Here is a 23109-nt window from a genome sequence, read left to right on the forward strand (position 1 = left end):
CGATTTAAAAAGGAGCATTATTATCGAAACTATCCCTCATACCTTCGAATCCCTGATCCAATGCAGGCACAGGTTCATCGTTCATCTTCGAACTGAACGTTTGGGTAACGATCTCTCCGGTCGAAGTACTTGAAGCAAAAGGCGAAGTCGTATCGAGGTCACAGAATTGTGTCAATTCGGCCCGGAAACGCAAATTCACCTCGCCGACAGCACCACTACGGTGCTTGGCAATAATAATCGTCGCAATCCCCAACAGAGAGTTTCCTTCATTATCGACGGTTATCCCATATTTTTCAGGACGATGGATAAACATAACCATATCCGCATCCTGCTCGATAGATCCGGATTCACGCAGATCGGACAACATCGGTTTTTTATCCGGCCGGGATTCTACCCCACGGTTCAACTGGGACAAAGCCATAACAGGAATACTCAATTCCTTGGCAATAATTTTCAGCTGCCTTGAAATCAAACTCACTTCCTGTTCCCGGTTTCCCCGCATATCGGCACCGGCGGTCATCAACTGCAGATAGTCGATAATCAATACTTTTATTCCATATTTCTGTTTCAATCGCCGGCACTTGGCCCGCAATTCGAAGATAGACAAAGCCGGGGTATCGTCCACCAGGATGGGAGCCTCCACCAAAGCCTTGATCCGGCTGTGCAATTGCTGCCATTCTTCGTCGGTGAGACGCCCTGTTTTCAATTTCTCGGCACTCAATTCGGTCTCACTGGCGATCAAACGATTCACCAACTGCACGGCCGACATTTCCAAAGAGAAAATAGCGACAGCCTGGTGGTGTTTCACCGCCATATTCCGGGCCATAGAAAGCACAAAAGCCGTCTTACCCATAGCAGGACGGGCGGCAATGATCACTAAATCCGAAGGCTGCCAACCGGAAGTCACCGCATCCAAAGCATTAAAGCCCGAAGGAAGTCCACTGATCCCGTCCGGCTTTTCGGCAGCAGCCTGAATACCTTTTATCGCTTCGTCGATGATCGGAGCTATCTCGGCCGTATCTTTTTTAATATTACCGTCGGCAATATCGAATACAGCTTTCTGAGCCTTATCCATCAAATCAGAAACATCGGTCGCTTCATCATAGGCCATCTCCTGCAATTCTGTACAGACCCCGATCAGTTTACGCTGCAAATATTTCTGAACAATGATCTTTGCATGGAATTCGATGTGGGCGGCCGAAGCTACCCGGGTCGTCAGCTGGGACAAATAATAATACCCCCCGACCTGTTCCAGTTCCCCACTTTGCTTCAATGCCTCGCTCACCGTGAGCAAATCCACCGGGTCATCGTTCAGGAACAACTTATGAATGGCCCGGAATATCTTTTGATGCGCATCCTTATAAAAAGCATCCGGTTCCAATAAATCCCCGACGATAGAAAAAGCATCCCGTTCCAACATCAGGGCTCCCAATACTGCTTCTTCCAAATCGACGGCCTGTGGGGGCATTTTCCCATATTCCGCCTGCAAATCTTTTACGCTTCTACTCGTATTAAAATCCGATTTTTTTGCCATAATCAATAATTCAACCTCTATCTCCCTTTTACTGACCGCTTCATTTTTCCGGTTCTGTCTACTTGATGACTTTTCTATTTTTCAGTTCCCAAAAGCAACGGGCTGTAGCCTCCACATCTGCCAATGCATTATGCGCATTGTCAAAACCACTGCCGAACAATACTTGGTGTAATTCCGCCAACCGGGGAGATTTGAATCCTTTTTTCCCGGGAAGCTTACAATAATCTGTAGAAAGTTTCATCGTACAATATTTCGGCTTCAGGAACAGGGTCGTCATCATTCGCAAACGCTCGAATTCAGCCCCGACAATACATTCGTCGAAGCTGATATTATGCCCAACCAAAGCTGTCGCTTCATCGATCTTTCGGGCAAATTGCTCCATCACTTCTTGTAAAGGTTCCCCCTTTTCACGTGCCACCAAAGTCGTGATCCCATGCACCCGCGAAGCTTCCGGAGGAATAGTAAATCCTTCGGGCTTTACTATGACATCCCGGCTCTCGAGCATGTTTCCCCGGTCATCGTACATGATCCAGGCCAATTGTACTAATCTGGGCCAATTTTCCAAGTCTGTTACAGGTGCATTCCACCGTTTAGGTAATCCTGTCGTCTCTGTGTCAAAGAATAAATACATATTCCGGATTTTTAAATTGAAGACGGAAAATTACCCTTTTTTAAGACAAACTGCAAAAAGTTCCCCTATTTTTTATCTTCGTTATCAAAACTCTTATTATACTGGTGCATAGCCCTATAACTCATACCCATACTCGAAAATCCTCCATCGTGGTAAAGATTCTGCATCGTAATCTTCCGGGTAAGGTCGGAAAACAGGCAAACGCAATAATTGGCACATTCTTCTGCAGTAGCATTTCCAAGGGGCGACATCCGGTCGGCAAAGTCTACCAGCGAATCGAAACCTTTGATTCCGCTCCCCGCTGTAGTCATTGTCGGTGACTGGGAAATCGTATTCACCCGGATGCGTTTTTCCCGTCCATAAATATATCCGAAGCTACGGGCTATCGATTCCAGCATAGCTTTTGCATCGGCCATGTCGTTGTATTCGAACATCGTACGCTGAGCTGCCACATAAGACAAAGCGACCACCGATCCCCACTCATTGATGGCGTCCAGTTTTTTGGCCGTTTGCAGCACTTTATGGAAAGAAATTGCGGATATATCCAACGTCTTTTGCAAAAAATCGTAATCCAGATCGTCATAAGGACGTTTTTTTCTGACATTCAAAGACATACCGATCGAATGTAAGATAAAATCCACCTTCCCACCGAAATGTGTCATCGATTCCTGAAAAAGATGGGTCAAATCCTCCACGCTCGTAGCATCCGCCGGAATGAGCGGGATCTGATGTTTCGCCGCAAAATCCTGTATATCTCCCATCCGAATCGATAGCGGAGTATTCGTCAATACGATTTCAGCCCCTTCTTCTATACATTTCTCCGCCACTTGCCAGGCAATAGACATCTCATTCAGGGCACCGAAAATAATTCCCTTCTTTCCTTTTAATAAATTGTAAGCCATTCTTTTTATTTTAATGAATAATCTTCCTATTTACGATATTCTTCATAAATAGTAAACTCCGAACATATAAAATACGTTCAGAACCGACCTGCAAAAATACAAAAAATTTCCGAAGCTCAATTGCCTGCTTTTGCCGAGAGCAGAATTTTAGCTGTTTCTATGGCTGCCGGTGTAATTTCCTGCCCGCTGATCATGCCGGCAATCTCCTGTACCCGTTCCTCTGGTGTCAATTTCCTGATTCCAGAGATCGTCGTTTCACCGCGATCTTCTTTATATACTTTAAAATGACAATTGCCGGCAGCCGCGATCTGAGGCAGATGGGAAATACTGATCACCTGCATCCGCCCGGCCATCTCGCGCATAATCAACGACATCCGGTGGGCTACTTCCCCGGACAATCCGGTATCTATTTCATCCAGAATAATCACCGGTAATTGTTTTGCTCCGGAAAGCACATATTTCAATGCCAGCATTACCCTGGAAATTTCTCCTCCGGAAGCGACCCGGGCAATTTCTCCCGGCTGTTGGTTCTTATTGGCCGAGAACAAAAACTTTACTTCATCCCGGCCTGTCCGGGTAAACTCATCTACCGCCGTGATCCCGACCTGAAACTCGGCATGTTTGATTCCCAGTCCGACCAGTAGTTTTTTCATAGTCGCACACAACTTCCCCTCCATACTCACCCGCATTTCGTGGATTTTACCGGCCAGCTGCAACATTCGTTTTTCAGTCTCCTGTAGTTTCTTTTCCTGTCGCTCTATTTCTTCCGACCCTCCTTCTACCTTTTTCAATTTTTCCCGGATTTGTTCCCTCAATGTTACGAGCTCTTCTACCGACTCGGCTTTATATTTGAACAACAAATCGTAAATGGTATTCAAACGCTGGTTGATTTTCTCGATACGCCCGGCATTATATTCCACACTTTCTGCTCTGCGTTCGGCCTCGTCGGCCAGATCGTTCAACTCGATAATCACAGAATCCAGCCGCTCCCGGTATTCGCCGGCTTCCTTAAAAGCATTCTCTAGTGCGGAGATGGCATTGCGGCTTCCTTTCAATACTTGAATGACAGACTGCTCGGTATCCCGCAGATTCCAGGATAACCCACTTAAGGCCGATTTGATATTTTCTGCATGAGTCAGTAATTCCAACTCTTCTTCAAGTGCCTCCTTCTCCCCTAGCTGTAAGCGTGCACTCTCCAACTGATTAAACTGAAATTGCAGATAATCACTTTCCTTTTCGGCATCGGCAGCCCTGTCTTTCAACTGCTTCAAAGCAGATTTCAATTGTTGACGCTCCCTGAAGTCTGCCTGGTAAAGTTCCGACAGTTCACGATTACCACAAAATGCATCCAATATATCGGTCTGATATTCAGGATGTCCCAACAACAAAGACTGATGTTGGGAATGGATATCTACCATATAAGTACCGAAATCTTTCAACAACTTATTATTTACCGGGGTATCGTTGATAAAACAACGTGATTTTCCTTCTGCAGTCAACTCCCTCCTGACCATAACCTGTTCTGAATAGTCGAGGTCGTTCTCGTCGAACCATTCTTTTAAAGCATATCCGGCGATATTGTATTCTATCTCTACAATACACTTTTTGGTTTTATCCATGATAGCCGACGAATCGGCCCTCTGCCCCAAGGTCAGACCGATTGCTCCCAATAGAATAGACTTTCCGGCACCAGTCTCACCGGTGATCACCGAAAATCCTTTTTCCAATTCGATATGCGTGTGATCGATCAGGGCATAATTATTTATACTGATATTTTCAATCATCGTTTTTTATTTACTATCAATTCGTTTTTTCCTGAATCAAAGCATTATACTTCGAACTATTTGCAGGATTTACTTCTGAGACAATATTAAAAATTCTTTTCCTCTCATCGGTAAAAGCAGGCTTGAAAATATGCACGATTTCATCGGCTTTGGCATCGAAAAACACCTGCATCAAGTAGGAATTGGGTTTTATCCGATGGGCCTTCTGTAACAAACCCAGAGCTTCCAGAATAGCCAAACGTCCGTCGGTCAGGTTATCCGACATCACATCCAGCCCCAACCGATGATACTTATAAATACATTCCCGGACAGAGGCATAACTGCGGTCCTGCAAATTATTGATCAACCAATAGCGATTGCGACGGTTTTCAAAAGACTTCCAGCCGGATTCCTTGGCATTCTGACAGCGGGCGACAATGGTCTCTGCCCGGTTAAAAAAGTCGTTTCCTCCCATCAGCGAAAAACTATCATAGTCAATCCCCAAAATGATATTGGCATAAAAAGCCAGCAGGTTCACCAGATTGGAATTTTGTCCGGTCTCACTATACTCCAGTGGCTCGAATTCCCGGTATATGTAATCGATGTCGTTATCCCTGAAATTCAATAACACCGTACTATAGGAAGAGTTGTACACCGGCCGGCTCACCCGTACTTGCATCGATCCCCGGAACTGGTCGCTCCCTATCTGTTCATCCAGGGTGATCTGTATACTGCATTCGATTCGTTCATCGTATTGAAAAATATTTTCCGACCAACGTTTATTATTCAGGAATTCGTACATATCCCGCTGCATATTGGTAAAAAGCTCCCGGTTCGTCCCTTGTATTTTTTGCGAAGAAACGGAAATATTACATCTTAACTCTTGAGCCGTAACAAAATAGCTCATAAGAATAAATAAACATAAATAGAAGAGACGTTGTTTTAACATAAATAGAATGATATCATAGTACAAATATAAAGTTTTCTCCCGATACTAATAATTTTTCATTCCCGATTTTTCATTCTTCATTTTATTTCATACTTTTGCGCCGTCAAAATCGACATAATATTTATAGTTCTTCATAAAAATGACAAGCAGAAGATTGATCCGAATAAAAGTATTGCAACTGCTCTACGCTTACAGCAAAAAAGAAAGTGCTACTCTCGCCGAGATTGAACGCGATCTACTGAAAAGTATGTCTAAAAGTACAGATTTGTACTACGAAACTTTGTTACTAATCACTGAAGTCCGCCGAAAAGCTTTTCAAAAAATAGATACAGCACGTAACCGCCGGTTCGCTTCTAATGTCGATCTGAATCCGAATACCCGCTTCATCGATAATCCGGTTTTCAATATCTTGGAAAATAACAAAAAATTCCAGTACTATATTACAAACAACCTGATTAGTTGGAACGATAATCAGGAAACGGTATTGTATTTCTACAATAAACTGATCGAGTGGTCCAAATATCAGAAATACATGCACCAGAAATCGCCCTCTTTCGAGCAGCACAAACAGATCGTACTCGATTTATTTTCAGAATTGATCATACAGGACGAGATGTTTTATCAAACGATGGAAGAAAAGAGTATCTTCTGGAACGATGATTTTGAACTGGTACTCAGCATTGTATATAAAACACTCTGGCATCTTCAGGAAAAAATGAGAGAAGAAGACGATATTTTATACCCGATTTATAAAAAAGACGAAGATTTCGAATATGCAAGGACATTGATGCGTAAAGCATTTTATGAATATAACGCCAATATGGAGATCATCGATAAGTTTACCTATAATTGGGAGTTGGACCGTATCTCGGAAATGGACAAACTGATCATGTCATGTGCGATTTCCGAATTAAAACATTTTCCTTCCATTCCGGTGAAAGTGACTTTGGATGAATATATCGAAATCTCTAAAACCTATAGCTCGCCGAAGAGCGGAGCATTTATCAACGGAGTATTGGACAAAGCAGTGGCTTTACTCAAAGACACGAATGAAATTGTAAAAGCCGGACGGGGATTACTGGACGAAACAGAAGCCCGATAAAAAAGGGGGTATATCCCCCTTTTAGCTAAACTAAACTAAACTAAACTAAACGAATTAAAATACCGTTGTAATCCCTACAATGGTTTATTTTGAAAACTTTTTATTCCCACGCAACTATAATGCACTAAAATTATATAAAATATCAGTTCTTTCCAAATTATTAAACATCTAATATTTTTTTACCTGTGGGATAGGCTGGTATTTTTGAATATAATCTAAGGCCGGCTCTACAGCATCGGCTATATAATAAAGGTGATCGTAAGCAGAGGAAATAAATTTTGCTTTACGGCTGTGCTCGATAAATTCGAAAAACAGCTTATAATATCCGGCGGTATTTAAAAAAACGATCGGTTTATTGTGCTGACCCAATTGTTTCAGGGTAATGACTTCGGTTATTTCTTCTAAAGTCCCCCAACCACCGGGCAGAGCGATAAAAGCATCCGCATGTTCCCGCAGCAGGTATTTACGTTCCTTCATATCGGGAGCGACGATCAATTGTTTCAATCCGCCGGCAGCGACACCACGGTCACGGATACACTCCGGTATAATCCCGGTTACTTCGCCTCCTTGCCGAATCGTAGCATCGGCAACTTCCCGCATCAACCCGATGTTCGTGCCTCCATAAATCAATTGCCACCCTAATTCTCCGATCCTTTTTCCTAATCGGCCGGCTTCTCTAAAATAACATGGCTCCACCTCATTGGCAGAAGCACAAAATACAGCTACTCTCATTTTAATTTATTGGGAACTATTTTATCTTACACTAAACTTAGCGGACCTTCGGTGCTGACTGCATTTTCCATCAGTACCGAAGGTCCGCTCATCTCTATCGAAGTAATAACAATTCGTTCTGACTTCTTTCTGCTTTAAGCATCGATAGTTGCATAGGTTGCATTTTGTTCGATAAATTGCCGTCTGGGCGGCACATCGTCTCCCATCAACATCGAGAAGATCCGGTCGGCATCGGCAGCATTTTCGATAGATACCTGACGCAATATCCGGTTCTCCGGTGACATGGTCGTTTCCCACAACTGCTCTTTACTCATCTCACCCAAACCTTTGTAACGCTGGATATGCAACCCGGCATCCCCTTTACCGTTACTCATTTCATTTACCAACTGTTCCAGTTCTTTATCTGTCCAGCAATACCGTTGTTCTTTATTTCCTTTCTTCACAGAATATAAAGGAGGCGTTGCGATATACAGATATCCGTTCTCGATCACCGGACGCATAAAACGGAAGAACAAAGTCATAATCAAAGTAGCGATATGTGCACCATCGACATCGGCATCGGCCATGATCACAATCTTATGGTAACGCAATTTTTCCAGGTTAACGGCTTTGGAGTCTTCCTGAGTACCGATCGTAATCCCCAGAGCCTGGAAAATTATTTTTATTTCATCGCTTTCATATACCCGGTGCATCATAGCCTTCTCTACATTCAGGATTTTTCCCCGCAAGGGTAAAATAGCCTGGTAACGACGGTCACGTCCCTGTTTTGCCGTACCCCCTGCTGAATCTCCCTCGACCAGGAAGATTTCACATTTTGCCGGATCATTATCCGAACAGTCGGCCAGTTTACCGGGCAAACCGGAGCCACTCAATACAGTTTTACGCTGCACAAGATCACGGGCTTTACGGGCTGCATGACGCGCAGTGGCTGCCAGAATGACCTTATCCACAATTGCCTTAGCTTCTCTCGGGTTTTCTTCGAGATAGTTTTCCAGAACAGTAGATACAGCTTGTGAAACAGCCGTACCGACTTCTGTATTCCCCAATTTCGTTTTAGTCTGACCTTCAAACTGCGGTTCTGCCACTTTCACCGAAATCACAGCCGTCAATCCTTCGCGGAAATCATCGCTATTGATATCGAATTTCAGTTTTGAAAGCATTCCGTGACTCTCGGCATAAGCTTTCAGGGTCGTCGTCAAGCCCCGTTTGAAACCGGTCAGGTGAGTACCTCCTTCTATCGTATTGATATTATTGACATAAGAAAATACATTCTCTGAAAAACCCGTATTATAATGCAAAGCGACCTCCACAGGGATTCCATTCTTTTCTGTCGCTATATCGATCGTATCTTCGATCAGTTTTTCCCGGGTATTATCGAGGTATTCGACAAATTCACTCAAACCGTGTTGAGAAAAGAACACTTCATGCCGGGGAGCATTGGTCTCCGGATCGATCTCCCGTTTATCGGTCAACGACAAACGAATCCCTTTGTTCAAATAAGCCAACTCCCGCAACCGGGCCGATAAGATATCGTATTTATACTCGGTAACATAAAAAATCGTATCATCCGGCAAGAAAGTAATCGTAGTCCCGGTGCGATCGGTATCTCCTACCACCTGTACATCTCCGGCAGGAATCCCTTTGTGATATTCCTGTCTCCAGATTTTTCCTTCCCGGTGAATCTCTGCAATTAAAGTAGTAGAAAGCGCATTGACGCAGGAAACACCTACCCCGTGCAAACCACCGGACACTTTATAAGAATCTTTATCGAATTTACCTCCGGCATGCAATACGGTCATAACCACTTCCAGAGCCGATTTATTCTCTTTGGAATGGCGTGCTGTCGGAATACCCCGACCGTTATCTCTCACAGAGATCGAGTTATCTTCGTTTATAGTTACCTGAATATGATCACAAAATCCAGCCAAAGCCTCGTCTATAGAGTTGTCTACGACCTCGTAAACCAAATGGTGCAACCCTTTGACATTAACGTCTCCGATATACATGGAGGGACGCATCCTCACTGCCTCCAAACCTTCCAGTACCTGAATACTATCGGCGGAATACTCTCTTTCGTTTTTCTCAATCTCTTCGCTCATATTATAGTTTAATTGATTTTTTCACAAAACATGCAAATATAATCATTTTCCGGCGAATAACCTTCGTTTTTAACTATTAAAACACCTCTTTTCAAGGCAAAAAACAAGAAAAAGAAGAGTGGTACAAAAGGTTTCAAAAAGAGACCTGCAGCTTTTCAAACCTGCCGGATGAGTACGTCCCAAACTTCGATCGGCAAACCTTCGGTCCTGATAAATAAATAGAAATCAGGAATTTCAGGTTCGCCGATCCATCCTTCAGCAGAATGCCGGATCACATCGGGCCGCATGTCCGGCTTACTCCGTATTCAACCTTTACAGCAAGCTGAACATACAAGTCACACCAGCCATCACGATAGCTACCATGCTCATAAGTTTTATCAATATATTCAGGCTCGGCCCAGAAGTATCTTTGAACGGATCTCCGACCGTATCCCCGATTACCGTTGCCTTATGACATTCGGAACCTTTACCTCCCAGATGACCTTCTTCGACATATTTCTTGGCATTGTCCCAAGCTCCCCCGGAATTAGCCATGAAAACCGCCAAAACGAATCCGGAACCCAATCCTCCGGCTAAAAGTCCCATTACACCGGCTACACCAAAAATCAATCCGACAATAATCGGAATAATAATAGCCAGCAAAGACGGAAAGATCATTTCACGCTGTGCTCCACGGGTAGAGATCTCTACACAACGGGCATAATCGGGCTCGGCTTTTCCTTCCATAATCCCTTTAATTTCGCGGAATTGCCGTCTTACTTCGTTGACCATTTTCTGTGCCGCACGCCCTACCGCATTCATCGTCAGCCCACAAAATAAAAAGGCCATCATCGAACCGATAAATACGCCGGCCAACACTTTCGGGTTCATCAGATTCACATCGTAATAAGTCATCATATCTTTCAAACCTGCCGAAGCTGTATCGACCACTTTCCCTCCGACCTCGAGTGTCGTATGCCCTAAACGGATCAAACCGATTTTGATTTCTTCAATATACGAAGCCAGTAAAGCCAAACCCGTCAATGCAGCCGAACCGATAGCAAACCCTTTTCCGGTCGCTGCGGTCGTATTTCCCAAGGCATCCAATGCATCTGTCCGCTGCCGGACTTCGGCTCCCAGTTCGCTCATTTCAGCATTTCCACCGGCATTATCGGCTATAGGACCGTAAGCATCCGTCGCTAAAGTGATGCCCAAAGTCGAAAGCATCCCCACAGCAGCAATTCCTACCCCATACAATCCCATCGACATATCGGTCATATCGAATTGTGCAGCAAATAAATAAGCCAATATGATACCGACCACAATCGTAATTACGGGTATTGCCGTCGAAATCATTCCGGTTCCGATCCCTTTGATAATCACGGTAGCAGGACCCGTCTCCGAACTTTTAGCTATATCCTGAGTCGGTTTGTAAGCATGTGAAGTGTAATATTCCGTCGCCTTTCCGATTACGATACCGGTCAGCAAGCCTGTAATCACCGAGCCGCAAATCCAATAACTCAGGCCCAGCAGATGAATCACCAGAAAACTGGCAGCCACAATCAGCACGGAACTGGTATTGATTCCCCGGTCCAATGCCCTCAGCAATTGCAACTGAGATGCCCCTTCCTTGGTTTTTACCATAAATATACCCAACAACGAAAGGATCACGCCGAAAGCGGCAATCAACATCGGAGCCAGGATTGCATTGAATTGTAATTCCGGCACAGTGATAAAAGCAGCAGCCCCCAGCGCAGCAGTAGCCAACACCGAACCACAATAGGACTCATACAAATCGGCTCCCATACCGGCGACATCTCCCACATTATCTCCGACGTTGTCTGCAATAGTTGCAGGATTACGGGGATCGTCTTCGGGGATTCCGGCTTCTACTTTCCCGACCAGATCGGCTCCGACATCAGCCGCTTTAGTAAAAATACCGCCCCCGACACGGGCAAATAAGGCTTGGGTAGAAGCCCCCATACCGAAAGTCAGCATGGTAGTCGTAATCATCACTGCTTTGTGGGTAGCACTGGCTTCTTCGACAAAGCAATCCAGTACCAGCCACCACAAAGAAATATCCAGCAAAGCCAGTCCGACTACCACCAAACCCATTACAGCTCCCGAACGGAAAGCCACTTTCAAACCGTCGTTCATGCTCCGGCTGGCCGCATTCGCCGTTCGGGCCGAAGCATAAGTGGCTGTTTTCATTCCGATAAAACCAGCCAATCCGGAAAAAAAACCACCGGTCAAAAAGGCAAACCATACCCAACCGTTCTGCAATCCCGGACCATAAGCCATCCAGGCAAAAAACAGACACAAGACCAGGAATACGAGCCCAACAATCTTATACTGCTGTCTCAGATAAGCCATCGCCCCTTTGCGGACATGGCCGGCAATCCGTTTCATGGTCTCATTGCCTTCCGATTCCTTCATCATCCCTTTGAAGAAAAACCAGGCAAATAACAAGGCGATTACCGAACAAATCGGTACAATCCAAAATAATTGATTTAACATAAGTAAAATAGATTATAGTGAATAAAAAAACGATAAATAACAAATACTTACAATCCCGATTTGTTATTTATCGTTCGTTATCAAACGTCTGGGGACGTTATTCTGCCGGAGTACCGGTAGCTACGCTCTTACTACGTTCTATAGATTGTAAGGCCAAATAATGATCTCCGAATTTCTCCAGATTATCCAGCTCGGTTTCAAACTGATCCTGATGAACTTCTTCTTCGGCAGTCAGTGTCTCGAATAATTTTTTAGATACAGAATCTGCATTGGCGGCACATTCGTTGGCCCATTTGTTGTAATCGTCTACACTATTCATTTCCATCTTCACCGCCTGTTCCAACATATCTTTTACCTCGGTCAGCTTTCTCACTTCTCCGGCCACTTTCATTTCTACTTCTCCCTTGAGGAATAAAATACGTTCGGCCAATTGTTCAACGTGCATCATCTCCTGGATAGCGATCCGTTTGAATAAATTGGAAACCAGATCGAATCCCATATCATCACACCGGAAATGAAAATACATATATTGGTGTACAGCCAATAACTCATCGTTTACTGCTTTATTCAACAGTTCAATACTTTTCTCTTTCTTACTCATATGACTTATTTTTTATAATTGAAAATATGACTGATACAAAAATAGCATTTCCACAAAATTTAGCAAACTATTTTTAAATTATCTGTTATTTATTTTTAAGCCATTTTTTCAATAAGTTTTGATTCCCTTTGTAAAAACCGATCCGAATCGCAGTAAATGAATAAGCTCCTGTCAATACCGTCGTCAGTGTAATTACTCACTACTCCAATGGTCTTCCGGCATAAAACCCTGCATCTCACGGCAGAGCTAACCGGCAAAGAAAATACAACCGGAAATTTGCAGCAGCAGGAAGACGGACCATCCGGATTATTTCCAGTGAGAATAATCTTTCTTAAATTAAGACTGGGCTGCAATTCAGTGATAACGTTAGTCGGAGGTGATCGGGATTGGAGACCATTGGAACTCTGGCGAGTGTCGTCTTGCTTTTTCTGAACGCCCGACCGGTGGTGTCTGACGGAAACGTAACGTAAAGTTTTTTGCGCAGCGAGGAGTTCCGCCGGTCAGTGAAAGAAAAAGGTAGATGACCGACAGAAGCGACCGCGTCCCCCAACACGAATACCGAAGACGAACAAGGACCGGAATAATTCTACGTTTGTAAGTGTAAACATGTATATAAATATCATTCTTTATTCTCGTGAAAGTTTCCCAGCCAAAGTGTTTCCGACGCCTTCGTGGCACGTGCATTTACGGCGAAAGCGTATATATGAAAAGAAGTATTCTTCCATTCTTCCGGAAGTGTAAAGCATACTTCCGCCGTTTCTTTTCTTTGGTGTAAAGGTAGCAGGTTTGTCCGCAGCACTTCCGGATTCCAGAGAAAAACATAAAGCCGGTCGTCATCGTACATCAGAGGTTTCAGCGGTTGCCGTTTTTGTTTGAAAATCAAAATTCCGCCCGAATCTGCCCATTGGGCAGTGACTTCCGGAGCCCGTAGCTCGCCGGCCGAAACTTTCAGTTTACTATAATCGACGGAGACGTTCAACCCCTCGTCACAAGCCATACAAGGTAGATTCCGGCTCATAAAACCGTTTACCCTTCCTCTGGCTTCCCTACCGGGAAAACCCAATTCAAGCACTTTTTTCATTCTCATAGCCAGGAGACCCAAGACTTTCCATTTAGCCCGGTGTATCAATTGCGACGGAGTACGGGCATCCCGTGCCCATCTTTTTCCTTTTACCACATTAGAATCTCCAAGCCGGTACATCGTAACATTTCCGAAGGACCCGCTCAGCCTGCTGAATAAACCCGATTCAAAAACTGCCATAATTTCATTGTATTTACCGGTTCAATCTGAAATAGCAATCCGGCGAAAAAGTTTCTCCGGATGCAGAGCAAAACAGACAATATAAATGCAATTCCTTCCCGCTTGCCGGCCATTCACCTTCTGCCCGTCCATCTTTTCTGAGCGCGCAGATATTTTCCAACACAATTAACCGATAAGGTTCGTCCGGGCAGATAGCGGCAACTATCAAACGGTCGTCCGGCGCTGCCGTCGCCATGGGTATCCCCGCCTGCCAGACCAACTCCCAATGCCCCGTTTCGTTCTGCACACAAGCAAACCGATCAGGCAATTGTAAACAAGCACCTCCAAAACTCAATTTGGCATAGTCGACCCGGTCACCCTCTCCGAAAGCATTGATATTCCGGCTTAAAAAAAGATGATATCCCGATCGTTTTCCCAACTGGACAGCAGCCTCGCCGGCAGCACGCTGAAATAAAGTCCCCTTGACCGACCGGAACAGCGTTTGCACACACACCTGCCGCCACCGCTGTAAACATTGGGCCGGCGAACGGGGATTACTGACTTTAATAGGAGCGCGGCGTACGTATCTTTTATCTCCCACAGCATAAAAGATATGGTCGCCTATGCGTCCGGAAATATGCCCGAGTCCTGAAGAAATTACTCTTGCCATGATGTTTATATTTAGTTTCGAGGTTTATAATATAATAAAAAAAATTTAAATTTCCAATCTATTTTCAATTTAACACCGATTAAAATTGGTATTAAATTGGAGTTGAATTGGAGTTGAATTGGAGTTAATACATATTTACTATATGGTAAAGAACTACCTTCCTCAGCCTTTTACCTGAAGCTGAAGGTAAAATGAATATTATTATTCAATCGTGGGCGACAAGATATTTAATTTTGTATCATTATTGTATTTGAAGTGAACCCAAAAAGTGAATACCTTACTCACTCCCGGCGAAGATGTGATTATTAAAGGACGTAACCTGCGCATCGAAGGCGATAAAGAAACGGCAAGAAAAACGTTCTCTAACATACTTTAACGAAGAAAAAACCGTTCCTTTGTAATAAAATCAGCCTGCATCCGTCTTACTAATGATGACAGAAAAAGAATTTAACCATATGATCCTGCCTCTGACCAAGAATATCTATGCCTATGCACAGCATATTCTCAGCAATCCGACAGATGCTGCAGACATCACTCAGGAGGTTATGATTAAACTCTGGAATACACGTAGAGAGCTGAAAGGAGTGCAAAATCCCCGGGCCTGGGCATTGAAGGTGACCCGCAACTTGTGCCTCGACTGGATAAAAAAACAAAAACCGGTGTACGGCGGGGAAGAGCTGGCACAAAACGAAGATTATACAAGCAATCCCTTGCAGGAAATCGAAACCAAGGACACCGTGAGCCTTCTCCGGCAAATCATCGACACTCTGCCGGAAAATCAACGGGAGGTGCTCATCCTGCGGGAAATAGAAGAACTGGAATTTGAAGAAATCGAACAGATCACAGGACTAACCGCCAACCACATCCGGGTGTTGCTCTCACGCGGACGGTCGAAGGTAAAAGAAATGATGCGAAATGAAAGATGACAGATAGAATATATGGAAGAAGTACTGAAACGATATTACAAAGGGGAGACAACTTTGGCAGAAGAGCGGGAGTTGAGGTCTGCCTGGCAACGGGGAGAACTCCCGGGAGAACCGATTTTGGGGCTTCGCGATCCGATGGAAATACCGGAAGGCCTGAATGAAAAATTACAGCGGTATATCCGGCAAAAACGGCAACGCAAAATCAGACAGCTCTGGATTACGGCCGGGAGTATCGCAGCGATGGCCGTGCTGATCCTTTCATTCAGGGGGACCTTCACAACGACACCCCGTCCGGGTATACAACTGTCGGATAACCTGAAGAAAGAACGCTTCGAAAATGCACTGCGCGTCCTGGGAAATGCCTTGGAAGATGAAAAAACACCGGTACAAAGAGTGCTTTACGAAGATCATAACCTGATTATAGCGATAGAATAAAAAGTATAATTATAAAACAAGATAGCCATGAGAAGAATATTTATTATTTTGTCGATTGTATCTGTTTTGCCTTTCGCGGCAAATGCACAATTATCTAAGCTCATGTCCAAATACCATGAGAAAAACGGCGTGACGGTCACCCAGCTGGACAAAAGCCTTTACGGACTTTATCAACGGAATAATCTTCCGCCCGAGGCAAACGAACTCCTACAAAAACTGGAAGAGGTGAATATTCTCAATCTGGATTTGAATCAGACCGATCCCTCCCTGAGCGAAAAAGCGATCGGCCAGTTCCGGGAAATACTGGATAAACCGGAAAAATACAAACTGATCAAAAGCCGGAACGACGAGTTCGGAAAGCAACTGATCTACACGCACAACAAAAACGGACAAGTGACCGACCTGGTGGTCTGGAACCAAAACCCACAACAAGTGGATATCATCGAACTCCGGGGAGACATTCAACTGGATAAAATCGCCCTGCTGTCGAGAGCGCTGAATCTGAAAGGCCTGAACTCCCTGGCTGCCTTGAGTTCCAATGCCGACACCTATGAGTCGTATAAACACTTTAACGATTTCCCGGATATGAATCCCGGAGCTATTTCACAGCATATCCGGCAGATGATGGAAAATCTGCACAATCACATGGGAAGCGGATCGTTATTCGGCGATTTTTTCGGCATGCCCGGCGATTCGACCACCACGAACAATATACCCGGCGGTTTTCCATTCGGTCATTTCCTACCGGACGAATTTTTTAATCCGGGGGAGGGCATGACGGATGAAGATTTCGAAGAATTTTTCAAAAACGGCAATCACCGGCAAAAGGTTGAAAAATTCTTCCAATCGTTCGGCAACGGTACAGGTATGAGCAGTAACTCGGTACAAATCACGGAAGAAAACGGAAAAACAAAAATTAAAATCGACTCCCAGAATTCGGATATGACTTACATCATCGATGGGCAACAAGCCCCTAAAGACAACGTACAAATGCCGGATAAGATTTTGAATGTCAACATCATCCCATCGAAAGAAGATGTCAAAAAATCCTATTTATTCATCACGTCGAGAGATCGGTTAGGAGAATTTGTGAGCTTTCAGAATGGCGTACTCACTTTTAAATACAATAGCCAGGAATACAAATACAATCTCGAAAAAATGAAAGAACCTCTTCTGGTTATCGACGGACGCCTGGCCGACCGTTTCGATATCGATCCCAGTGAGATCCTGCAAATCCGTCCGATTAGCCCGATTGAAAAAGAGGTGGGGTATTACCCGAATGCAGAAGTGATTATCAATACGAAATAATCCCCCCTAAGGGAAGGATCGGTGAACCTTCGGTTCTGATTTATATTCATTTATCAGGACCGAAGGTTTTACTAATCAGCGATGGGGAAGACTGCACAACTCCGATTTATCGGCCGTTGTTTTTACTGTTAAAAGGCCGGTCACACCTGTTCATCCGCTTTTCCCGAAACGGCAGGAGTTTCTGCATCGCTCTGCAAGCGGAATTCGATCGGAAGCGTATAGAACACATCTACAGCCACGCCTCTCTGTTTGCCGGGAATCCAATCGGGTAATGCCTTGACAACTCTCAGGGCTTCCCGGTCCAGATCCTGATCTACACTTCTTACAACCTGAGGATCGGTCACTCTACCCGCTTTATCGATTACGAAAGAAACAATCACTTTACCCTGAATTCCTTTCTCCTGAGCCCGGACAGGATATTTGACCATCCGTGCCATATAAGCCAGCACATTTCCTTCTTTGAATACCGGCATTTCCTCGACAGCCGTGAAAATTTCTCTCTCCTTAGATGTTGCATTCTGGCCAGCTTTCGCATATCCGACAACTACCATTCCCTCGAGCTCTACCGGTTGCTTAGGTAAAACCACCTCTTTCAGATTAGCTTTATCCCCACAAATCACCTCTGCAGTCCGTTTGCCTACATATGAAAAATAAAGCGTATCTCCCTTCCCGGCCTGGATAGAGAATTCTCCATCCTGATCAGTGGAAGCCCCCAGTGAGGTCCCTTTGATAATGACCGTGGCCCCTTGCAGGGGATTACCTTGTTCGTCTACTACCCGGCCTTTGTATAAGGAAGTTTCCTCGCCGGCCTGTATCAGCGTATGGGAGGCCAGATCGGTTACGGCTCGTGCATTTCCAGCCAGAATCAATAAGCCGGTTACCGGAAGTAAAAAGGCATATTTCAACAAGCCGATTCTGGATGTTTTTTTCTTATTCATCATAATAATTCGTTTTTTTAATTGAGAAACATTGAAATTATTAACTATAGGTACTGCAGTCGATTGATGGGACAGGCGAAGCAAGTGATATTGATAATTTTTGCGGTTGTAACCGGAATTTACCACTTGCTCATCTGCTAAAAATTCCAGATTCTGCCTGATTTCTTTACGTAAAAGCCAGACAACCGGATTGAACCAGAAAAAGATACAAAGTATCTCCCCGAGTAACATATCCAATGAATGCCATTGGCGGACATGAGCAGACTCGTGTACGATAATCTCATGAAGTTCCCGCTCTTCGTAATGGGCCGGATTGACAAAAATCCAACCGAAGAAAGAGAAAGGAGCTGTAATCTTCGGCAAAGCAATGACCGGAACATGATGACAGCTCTGTTTTTTACCCTGATAAGCGAGTCGACAGATACCAGCCAACTGGACCGCCATACGGAGTGTCAGCACAAGACTTCCCCCACTCCAAATCCAGATCAGGAACCGCTGCCAGGTGAAAAGCGATTGTTCTGCGGCAGGTTGCGGAGCCACAGGAGTAACCACCGCCAGCATTTCGGCATACCCGACAACCATCCCGGGCAAGGCATTACCTTGCTCCAACCAGGATGCCAACGAAATCAGGGGATATACAAAAGCCAGTATAACGATGGAAAAAAGAAATAAACGCCGGATTCTTAAAAAAGTATCCCTGGAAAACAACATCCGATATAAAAGATAGAATACCACTAAACCCGCATTTACCTGTAATATATAAATTTGAAAATCTTCCATAGCTCCTATTCTTTTTCAATTAAACGGATAATTTCTTCTAACTCTTTGGCCGAGATCTTCTGTTTCCGGGCAAAAAAAGTTACCATCTCTTTATATGAATTCTCGAAATAATTCTGTACGACGCCGGAAAGAAATTTCGTTTTGTATTCCCCTTCATCGATCGAAGGCGAATAAACATAGGTGTTCCCATAACGTTTGGCCTGTACATATCCTTTTTTCTCCAGATTTTTCACGATAGAAGCCACCGTCGTATAAGGCGGACGAGGCTCTTCCATGCAATTCAAAAAATCTTTAATCACTCCTTCTTTTACCTGCCAGATAATAAGCATGATTTCTTCTTCCTGAAAAGTCAATTTTTCCATAAGGCACATCAAACTACGATTTATTCGCAAATCTACGAAAATTTCGTAGATCGGCCAATGTTTGATAAAGAAAGTTTCAAAAAAATATATATCCGCAGGCTCCAGCAACCCGATATACTACTTTAAACGCCGAAGGAGTAGTTATGAACTCCCGTCCTCCCCCATTGGGGACGAAAGGTCCGTCCCGGAGTTCAAAAAAGAAAGAAAGTGCCTGAACTGATCAGGCACTTTCTCCGAGTTGATTCAATTATCCCTAAAAATCTGTTTTTAGAAATTCAATACTTTTACCCAACCGAATTTGTCCGGTTCGTCTCCGTATTGAATAGCTCTCAAACGGTTGTACAATTTGGTACACCATTCACCAGGAACATCGGGCTTACCGAAAACGATGCTCTTGTTGTTTTCGAGATCATCGATCTGTCCGATAGGACTGATGACAGCAGCCGTACCGCAAGCTCCGGCTTCTTCGAAAGTCTCGAGTTCTTCTACGGGAATAAGCCGGCGTTCTACTTTCAATCCCATATCTTCGGCCAATACCATCAGGCTGGCGTTGGTGATAGAAGGCAGGATGGTGTGAGAGAACGGAGTGATATATGAACCGTTTTTAATACCGAAGAAATTGGCCGGGCCACATTCGTCGATGTATTTCTTCTCTTTGGAATCGAGGAAGATGGCGGTCGAATAGCCTTTCTGATGGGCTACTTCGCCGGATCTCATTCCTGCAGCGTAATTACCTCCTACTTTGATGTGTCCGGTGCCATTGGGAGCAGCACGGTCGTAACGGCGTTCGAGCATGACTTTGGTCGGTTTGAAACCGGCTTTGAAATAAGGTCCTACAGGAGCTACAAATACAACGAAAATATATTCTTTAGCCGGAGCAACTCCCATCTGCGGTCCGACACCGATCAACAAGGGACGGATATATAAGCTGGCCCCCGATTCGTAAGGCGGAACGTATTCTTTGTTCAACTCGATGGCTTTGACGACAGCTTCTTCGAACAGTTCGATCGAAGGAGCCTGCATCATTACGTATTCGGCAGAACTAAGCATACGTTTTGCATTTTCTTCACAACGGAAGAGACGGATTTTTCCATCTTTACCCCGGAAGGCTTTCATACCTTCGAATGCTTCCTGTCCGTAATGCAAACAGGTAGAAGCCATATGAATATTCAGCATTTCAGAGTCGCTGACTTCAGGAGCACTCCATTTGCCGTCCTTATAATAACAACGTACGTTGTAATCCGTCTTGGAATATCCAAAGGACAATTTACCCCAATCTAAATTTTTCATAGTAGTTAGTTTTTGATTATTTTATAATAGTCATCTCGTTGATCAGGTTCTTAGCTCCGGCATATTTATCTACAATCCAGAGGAAATAACGAGTGTCGAGATTGATACACCGTTGCAGATTTTCTTCAAAATCGATGTCTCCGGACATGGCTTCGGAGTTACCGTCGAAGGCAGTACCGATCAGATGTCCTTCGGCGTTGATGACACCGGAACCGCTGTTACCTCCGGTGATGTCGTTATCTGTGATGAAGTTGACACTCAACTTATCGGTCCCGTAAGGAGCGAAATCCTGCTGAGCATACAGTTCTTTCAGCCGGTCGGGTACTTCGAACTCCCCACCTTTGGGCCCTTCTTTTTCGATCACACCGGTAAGGGTGGTGTAGTAATCATAGAAAACAGCATCCCGCGGTTTGTAGCTACCTACTTTACCATAGGTCAAGCGAATCGTAGAATTGGCATTGGGAGCCCAGGCTTTATCGGGCTGCATTTCCATCAATCCCCTCACGAAAAGACGGTCTCCTTTGGAAATTTTTTCCTGCATTTCACCACTGTAGGCGGTCAGTTTGATCCAAATCTCATAGAAAGATTTACCGGCAATATATACCGGGTCTTTGGCCAATTGTTTACAATCGGGTTTGTCGAGAAATGCGTTGAAAGCAGCTTCGTCCATGAAGATGGATTTCTGCTGCAATCCGGCAGCGAACTTATCGTAATTGCCTTTGTATTTTTTGTTGACCAGATCGATAACTTCGGGGTAAAGATCGGGATCGACATTGTCGTTGTATATTTTAAACAATGCAGCGAATAATTTTGTATCGAGATCGGCATTATAGTCTTTGAAAAAAGCTTTAGCCATATCTTTCAAAGCTTCTTTAATCTCTGTTTTTTCTCTGGCGGGGATTTCTTTATCACAAAGATCTTCGATCATTCTTCCGCTACGGTAAGCGAATAAATGAGCTTCGGGTCCGGCCAGGGCTTCCTGCGCATAAGCCGTAGCTACGGAATATTCTTTAATATCTTCGTATCCCTGGCGAATCATCGGCAGCACTTCGCCGTAAGTGGCTTTGCGGGCCGGATCGGCATTTACCCAAGCGGTAAACTCTCTTTCGATGGCTTCTTTGTTGCCTTTGGTGTTCAGGTTTTTGAGCGCTTTATTCTGCTCGAAGGAATATTTCCAGTAGTTGGCACAACTGGCATATTTAGAAGCATATTGAATCCGGGTTTTCGGACTCTTAGCCATTTCTTCGCGCATAACCTCCAATTTTACCGTACGTACTTTGTAACGGATATCGTTGGTTACATCCATCGTATTCTGTAATCCGAAACTGGTGGTATAGCGGTCGGTAGTTCCGGGGAATCCCATAATCATGGCAAAATCACCGTCTTTCACGCCTTTTGCAGATACGGGCAGGTAATGTTTGGGTTTTAAGGGTACATTATCTTTGGAGTATTCGGCAGGGCTACCGTCAGGAGCGGTGTAAATACGGAACATAGAAAAGTCGGCAGTATGACGGGGCCACATCCAGTTATCGGTATCTCCACCGAATTTTCCCATGCTCTGAGGAGGGGCACCTACCAAACGTACGTCTTTGTAGATGGTGTAAAGGAACAGGAAGAATTGGTTTCCTTCGAACATCGGCTGAACCTGTCCGCTTAATTTCGTTCCAGCCACAGCTTCCTTCACAATCACTGCAGATATACTGTCGATGATAGCGCTGCGGTCCATTTCGCTCATATCGTCTTTTAAGAAAGGAGCGATACGGTCGGTTACGTCTTCCATCCGTTCCAGAATAGAAGCGGTCACGCCGGGATTGGTGAGCTCATCTTCCATTTTGTAAGCCCAGAAACCATCGGCCAGATAGTCGTGCTCGACAGAAGAATGAGATTGGATAGCACTGAAACCACAGTGATGATTGGTCAGCATCAACCCATTGGGAGAAATAATCTCTCCCGAACAAAAATGACGGAAAGGACGGCCGGCATTGCCTAAACCGACGATAGCATCTTTGATACCGGGTTTATTGACATCGTAGATATCTTCTGCAGTCAGTTTAAATCCCATCTGTTGCATTTTCTCAATGTTCAGTGGTTTTAATTTCGACAACAACCACATTCCTTCATCAGCCCTGACAATAGACACCGAAAGCAGAGCAAGAGCAATAATCAATAGTTTCTTCATGTGTTTTATTCTATAGTATTTGTTTTAAATTATAACTACCACACTATCCCAACTTAAATTTCTTAACGAAAAACAACCTTTTTCCTAAGTTATTATAACTTTCAAGCTAAGATAAGTGCAAATATATAATTAAATCCGTTCTTTATCTGATTTTCACTTTATTTTAACAGGA

20 protein-coding genes are annotated in these 23109 nt (G+C 44.3%); 4 read left to right on the forward strand and 16 right to left on the reverse strand.

Annotated features, from left to right (window positions below):
- Positions 1-4 precede the first annotated feature (4 nt).
- From dnaB to porD, 5 genes are all read right to left on the reverse strand, one after another.
- Positions 5-1534, reverse strand: coding sequence for a replicative DNA helicase (dnaB, locus tag WS42_RS00390; protein WP_013611083.1), 1530 nt, complete (start codon positions 1532-1534; stop codon positions 5-7).
- 58 nt (positions 1535-1592) lie between these two features.
- Positions 1593-2165, reverse strand: coding sequence for a 3'-5' exonuclease (locus tag WS42_RS00395; protein ID WP_013611084.1), 573 nt, complete (start codon positions 2163-2165; stop codon positions 1593-1595).
- Between the two features lie 65 nt (positions 2166-2230).
- On the reverse strand, positions 2231-3067 hold the full coding sequence (locus WS42_RS00400) for an enoyl-ACP reductase FabI (protein WP_013611085.1): 837 nt from the start codon (positions 3065-3067) through the stop codon (positions 2231-2233).
- Positions 3068-3183: 116 nt separating this feature from the next.
- The gene (gene recN / locus WS42_RS00405; protein WP_046402387.1) at positions 3184-4851 is read right to left on the reverse strand and encodes a DNA repair protein RecN; all 1668 of its coding nucleotides are present in this window, start codon (positions 4849-4851) and stop codon (positions 3184-3186) included.
- Positions 4852-4867: 16 nt separating this feature from the next.
- Positions 4868-5779, reverse strand: coding sequence for a type IX secretion system protein PorD (gene porD, locus WS42_RS00410; protein WP_046402385.1), 912 nt, complete (start codon positions 5777-5779; stop codon positions 4868-4870).
- 139 nt (positions 5780-5918) lie between these two features.
- Between porD and WS42_RS00415 the strand changes: the two genes are divergently transcribed.
- A complete protein-coding gene (locus WS42_RS00415) occupies positions 5919-6881 on the forward strand; it encodes a transcription antitermination protein NusB (protein ID WP_013611088.1) in 963 nt (320 codons plus the stop codon).
- A gap of 168 nt (positions 6882-7049) precedes the next feature.
- Here WS42_RS00415 and WS42_RS00420 read toward each other — a convergent pair whose 3' ends face one another.
- The 7 genes from WS42_RS00420 to WS42_RS00445 all read right to left on the reverse strand — a co-directional run bounded on the left by WS42_RS00420 (position 7050) and on the right by WS42_RS00445 (position 14719).
- Complete coding sequence (locus WS42_RS00420; protein WP_046450625.1) at positions 7050-7613, reverse strand: LOG family protein; 564 nt, start codon at positions 7611-7613, stop codon at positions 7050-7052.
- A gap of 134 nt (positions 7614-7747) precedes the next feature.
- Positions 7748-9712 (reverse strand): DNA topoisomerase (ATP-hydrolyzing) subunit B, encoded by a 1965-nt coding sequence (gene gyrB / locus WS42_RS00425; protein ID WP_013611090.1) that lies wholly within the window; start codon positions 9710-9712, stop codon positions 7748-7750.
- 155 nt (positions 9713-9867) lie between these two features.
- Entirely contained in the window at positions 9868-9999 is a 132-nt protein-coding gene (locus WS42_RS15180; protein WP_013611091.1) for a hypothetical protein, read from the reverse strand.
- A gap of 25 nt (positions 10000-10024) precedes the next feature.
- Entirely contained in the window at positions 10025-12208 is a 2184-nt protein-coding gene (locus tag WS42_RS00430) for a sodium-translocating pyrophosphatase (RefSeq protein WP_013611092.1), read from the reverse strand.
- A 97-nt stretch (positions 12209-12305) separates the two neighbouring features.
- The gene (locus tag WS42_RS00435) at positions 12306-12809 is read right to left on the reverse strand and encodes a ferritin-like domain-containing protein (RefSeq protein WP_022160927.1); all 504 of its coding nucleotides are present in this window, start codon (positions 12807-12809) and stop codon (positions 12306-12308) included.
- A gap of 619 nt (positions 12810-13428) precedes the next feature.
- Entirely contained in the window at positions 13429-14070 is a 642-nt protein-coding gene (locus WS42_RS00440; protein WP_046404078.1) for a hypothetical protein, read from the reverse strand.
- A gap of 13 nt (positions 14071-14083) precedes the next feature.
- Positions 14084-14719: a hypothetical protein gene (locus tag WS42_RS00445; RefSeq protein WP_022159521.1), complete on the reverse strand. Its 636-nt coding sequence runs from the start codon at positions 14717-14719 to the stop codon at positions 14084-14086.
- A 428-nt stretch (positions 14720-15147) separates the two neighbouring features.
- Here WS42_RS00445 and WS42_RS00450 point away from each other — a divergent pair, with 428 nt between their 5' ends.
- Genes WS42_RS00450 through WS42_RS00460 form a run of 3 tightly spaced genes read left to right on the forward strand, consistent with a single transcriptional unit; the run spans position 15148 to position 17388 of the window.
- Positions 15148-15645, forward strand: coding sequence for a GFO_1088 family ECF-type sigma factor (locus tag WS42_RS00450; RefSeq protein ID WP_228026157.1), 498 nt, complete (start codon positions 15148-15150; stop codon positions 15643-15645).
- A gap of 12 nt (positions 15646-15657) precedes the next feature.
- Positions 15658-16080, forward strand: a complete 423-nt coding sequence (locus WS42_RS00455; protein WP_046403634.1) for a PG0215 family putative anti-sigma factor — start codon at positions 15658-15660, stop codon at positions 16078-16080.
- 27 nt (positions 16081-16107) lie between these two features.
- A complete protein-coding gene (locus WS42_RS00460; RefSeq protein ID WP_046404080.1) occupies positions 16108-17388 on the forward strand; it encodes a DUF4252 domain-containing protein in 1281 nt (426 codons plus the stop codon).
- Between the two features lie 140 nt (positions 17389-17528).
- Here WS42_RS00460 and WS42_RS00465 read toward each other — a convergent pair whose 3' ends face one another.
- From WS42_RS00465 to WS42_RS00480, 4 genes are all read right to left on the reverse strand, one after another.
- Positions 17529-19106 carry a M56 family metallopeptidase gene (locus tag WS42_RS00465; RefSeq protein ID WP_022159517.1) on the reverse strand — a complete coding sequence of 526 codons (1578 nt, stop codon included), beginning with the start codon at positions 19104-19106 and terminating at the stop codon, positions 17529-17531.
- Between the two features lie 5 nt (positions 19107-19111).
- Complete coding sequence (locus WS42_RS00470) at positions 19112-19468, reverse strand: BlaI/MecI/CopY family transcriptional regulator (protein ID WP_041557342.1); 357 nt, start codon at positions 19466-19468, stop codon at positions 19112-19114.
- Positions 19469-19735: 267 nt separating this feature from the next.
- The gene (locus tag WS42_RS00475; protein WP_013612437.1) at positions 19736-20758 is read right to left on the reverse strand and encodes a branched-chain amino acid aminotransferase; all 1023 of its coding nucleotides are present in this window, start codon (positions 20756-20758) and stop codon (positions 19736-19738) included.
- Between the two features lie 16 nt (positions 20759-20774).
- Positions 20775-22937 (reverse strand): S46 family peptidase, encoded by a 2163-nt coding sequence (locus WS42_RS00480; protein WP_046450626.1) that lies wholly within the window; start codon positions 22935-22937, stop codon positions 20775-20777.
- Positions 22938-23109 lie beyond the last annotated feature (172 nt).

Origin of the sequence: Odoribacter sp. N54.MGS-14 (assembly GCF_000980295.1) — a bacterium.
Classification (GTDB): Bacteria; Bacteroidota; Bacteroidia; order Bacteroidales; family Marinifilaceae; genus Odoribacter; species Odoribacter splanchnicus.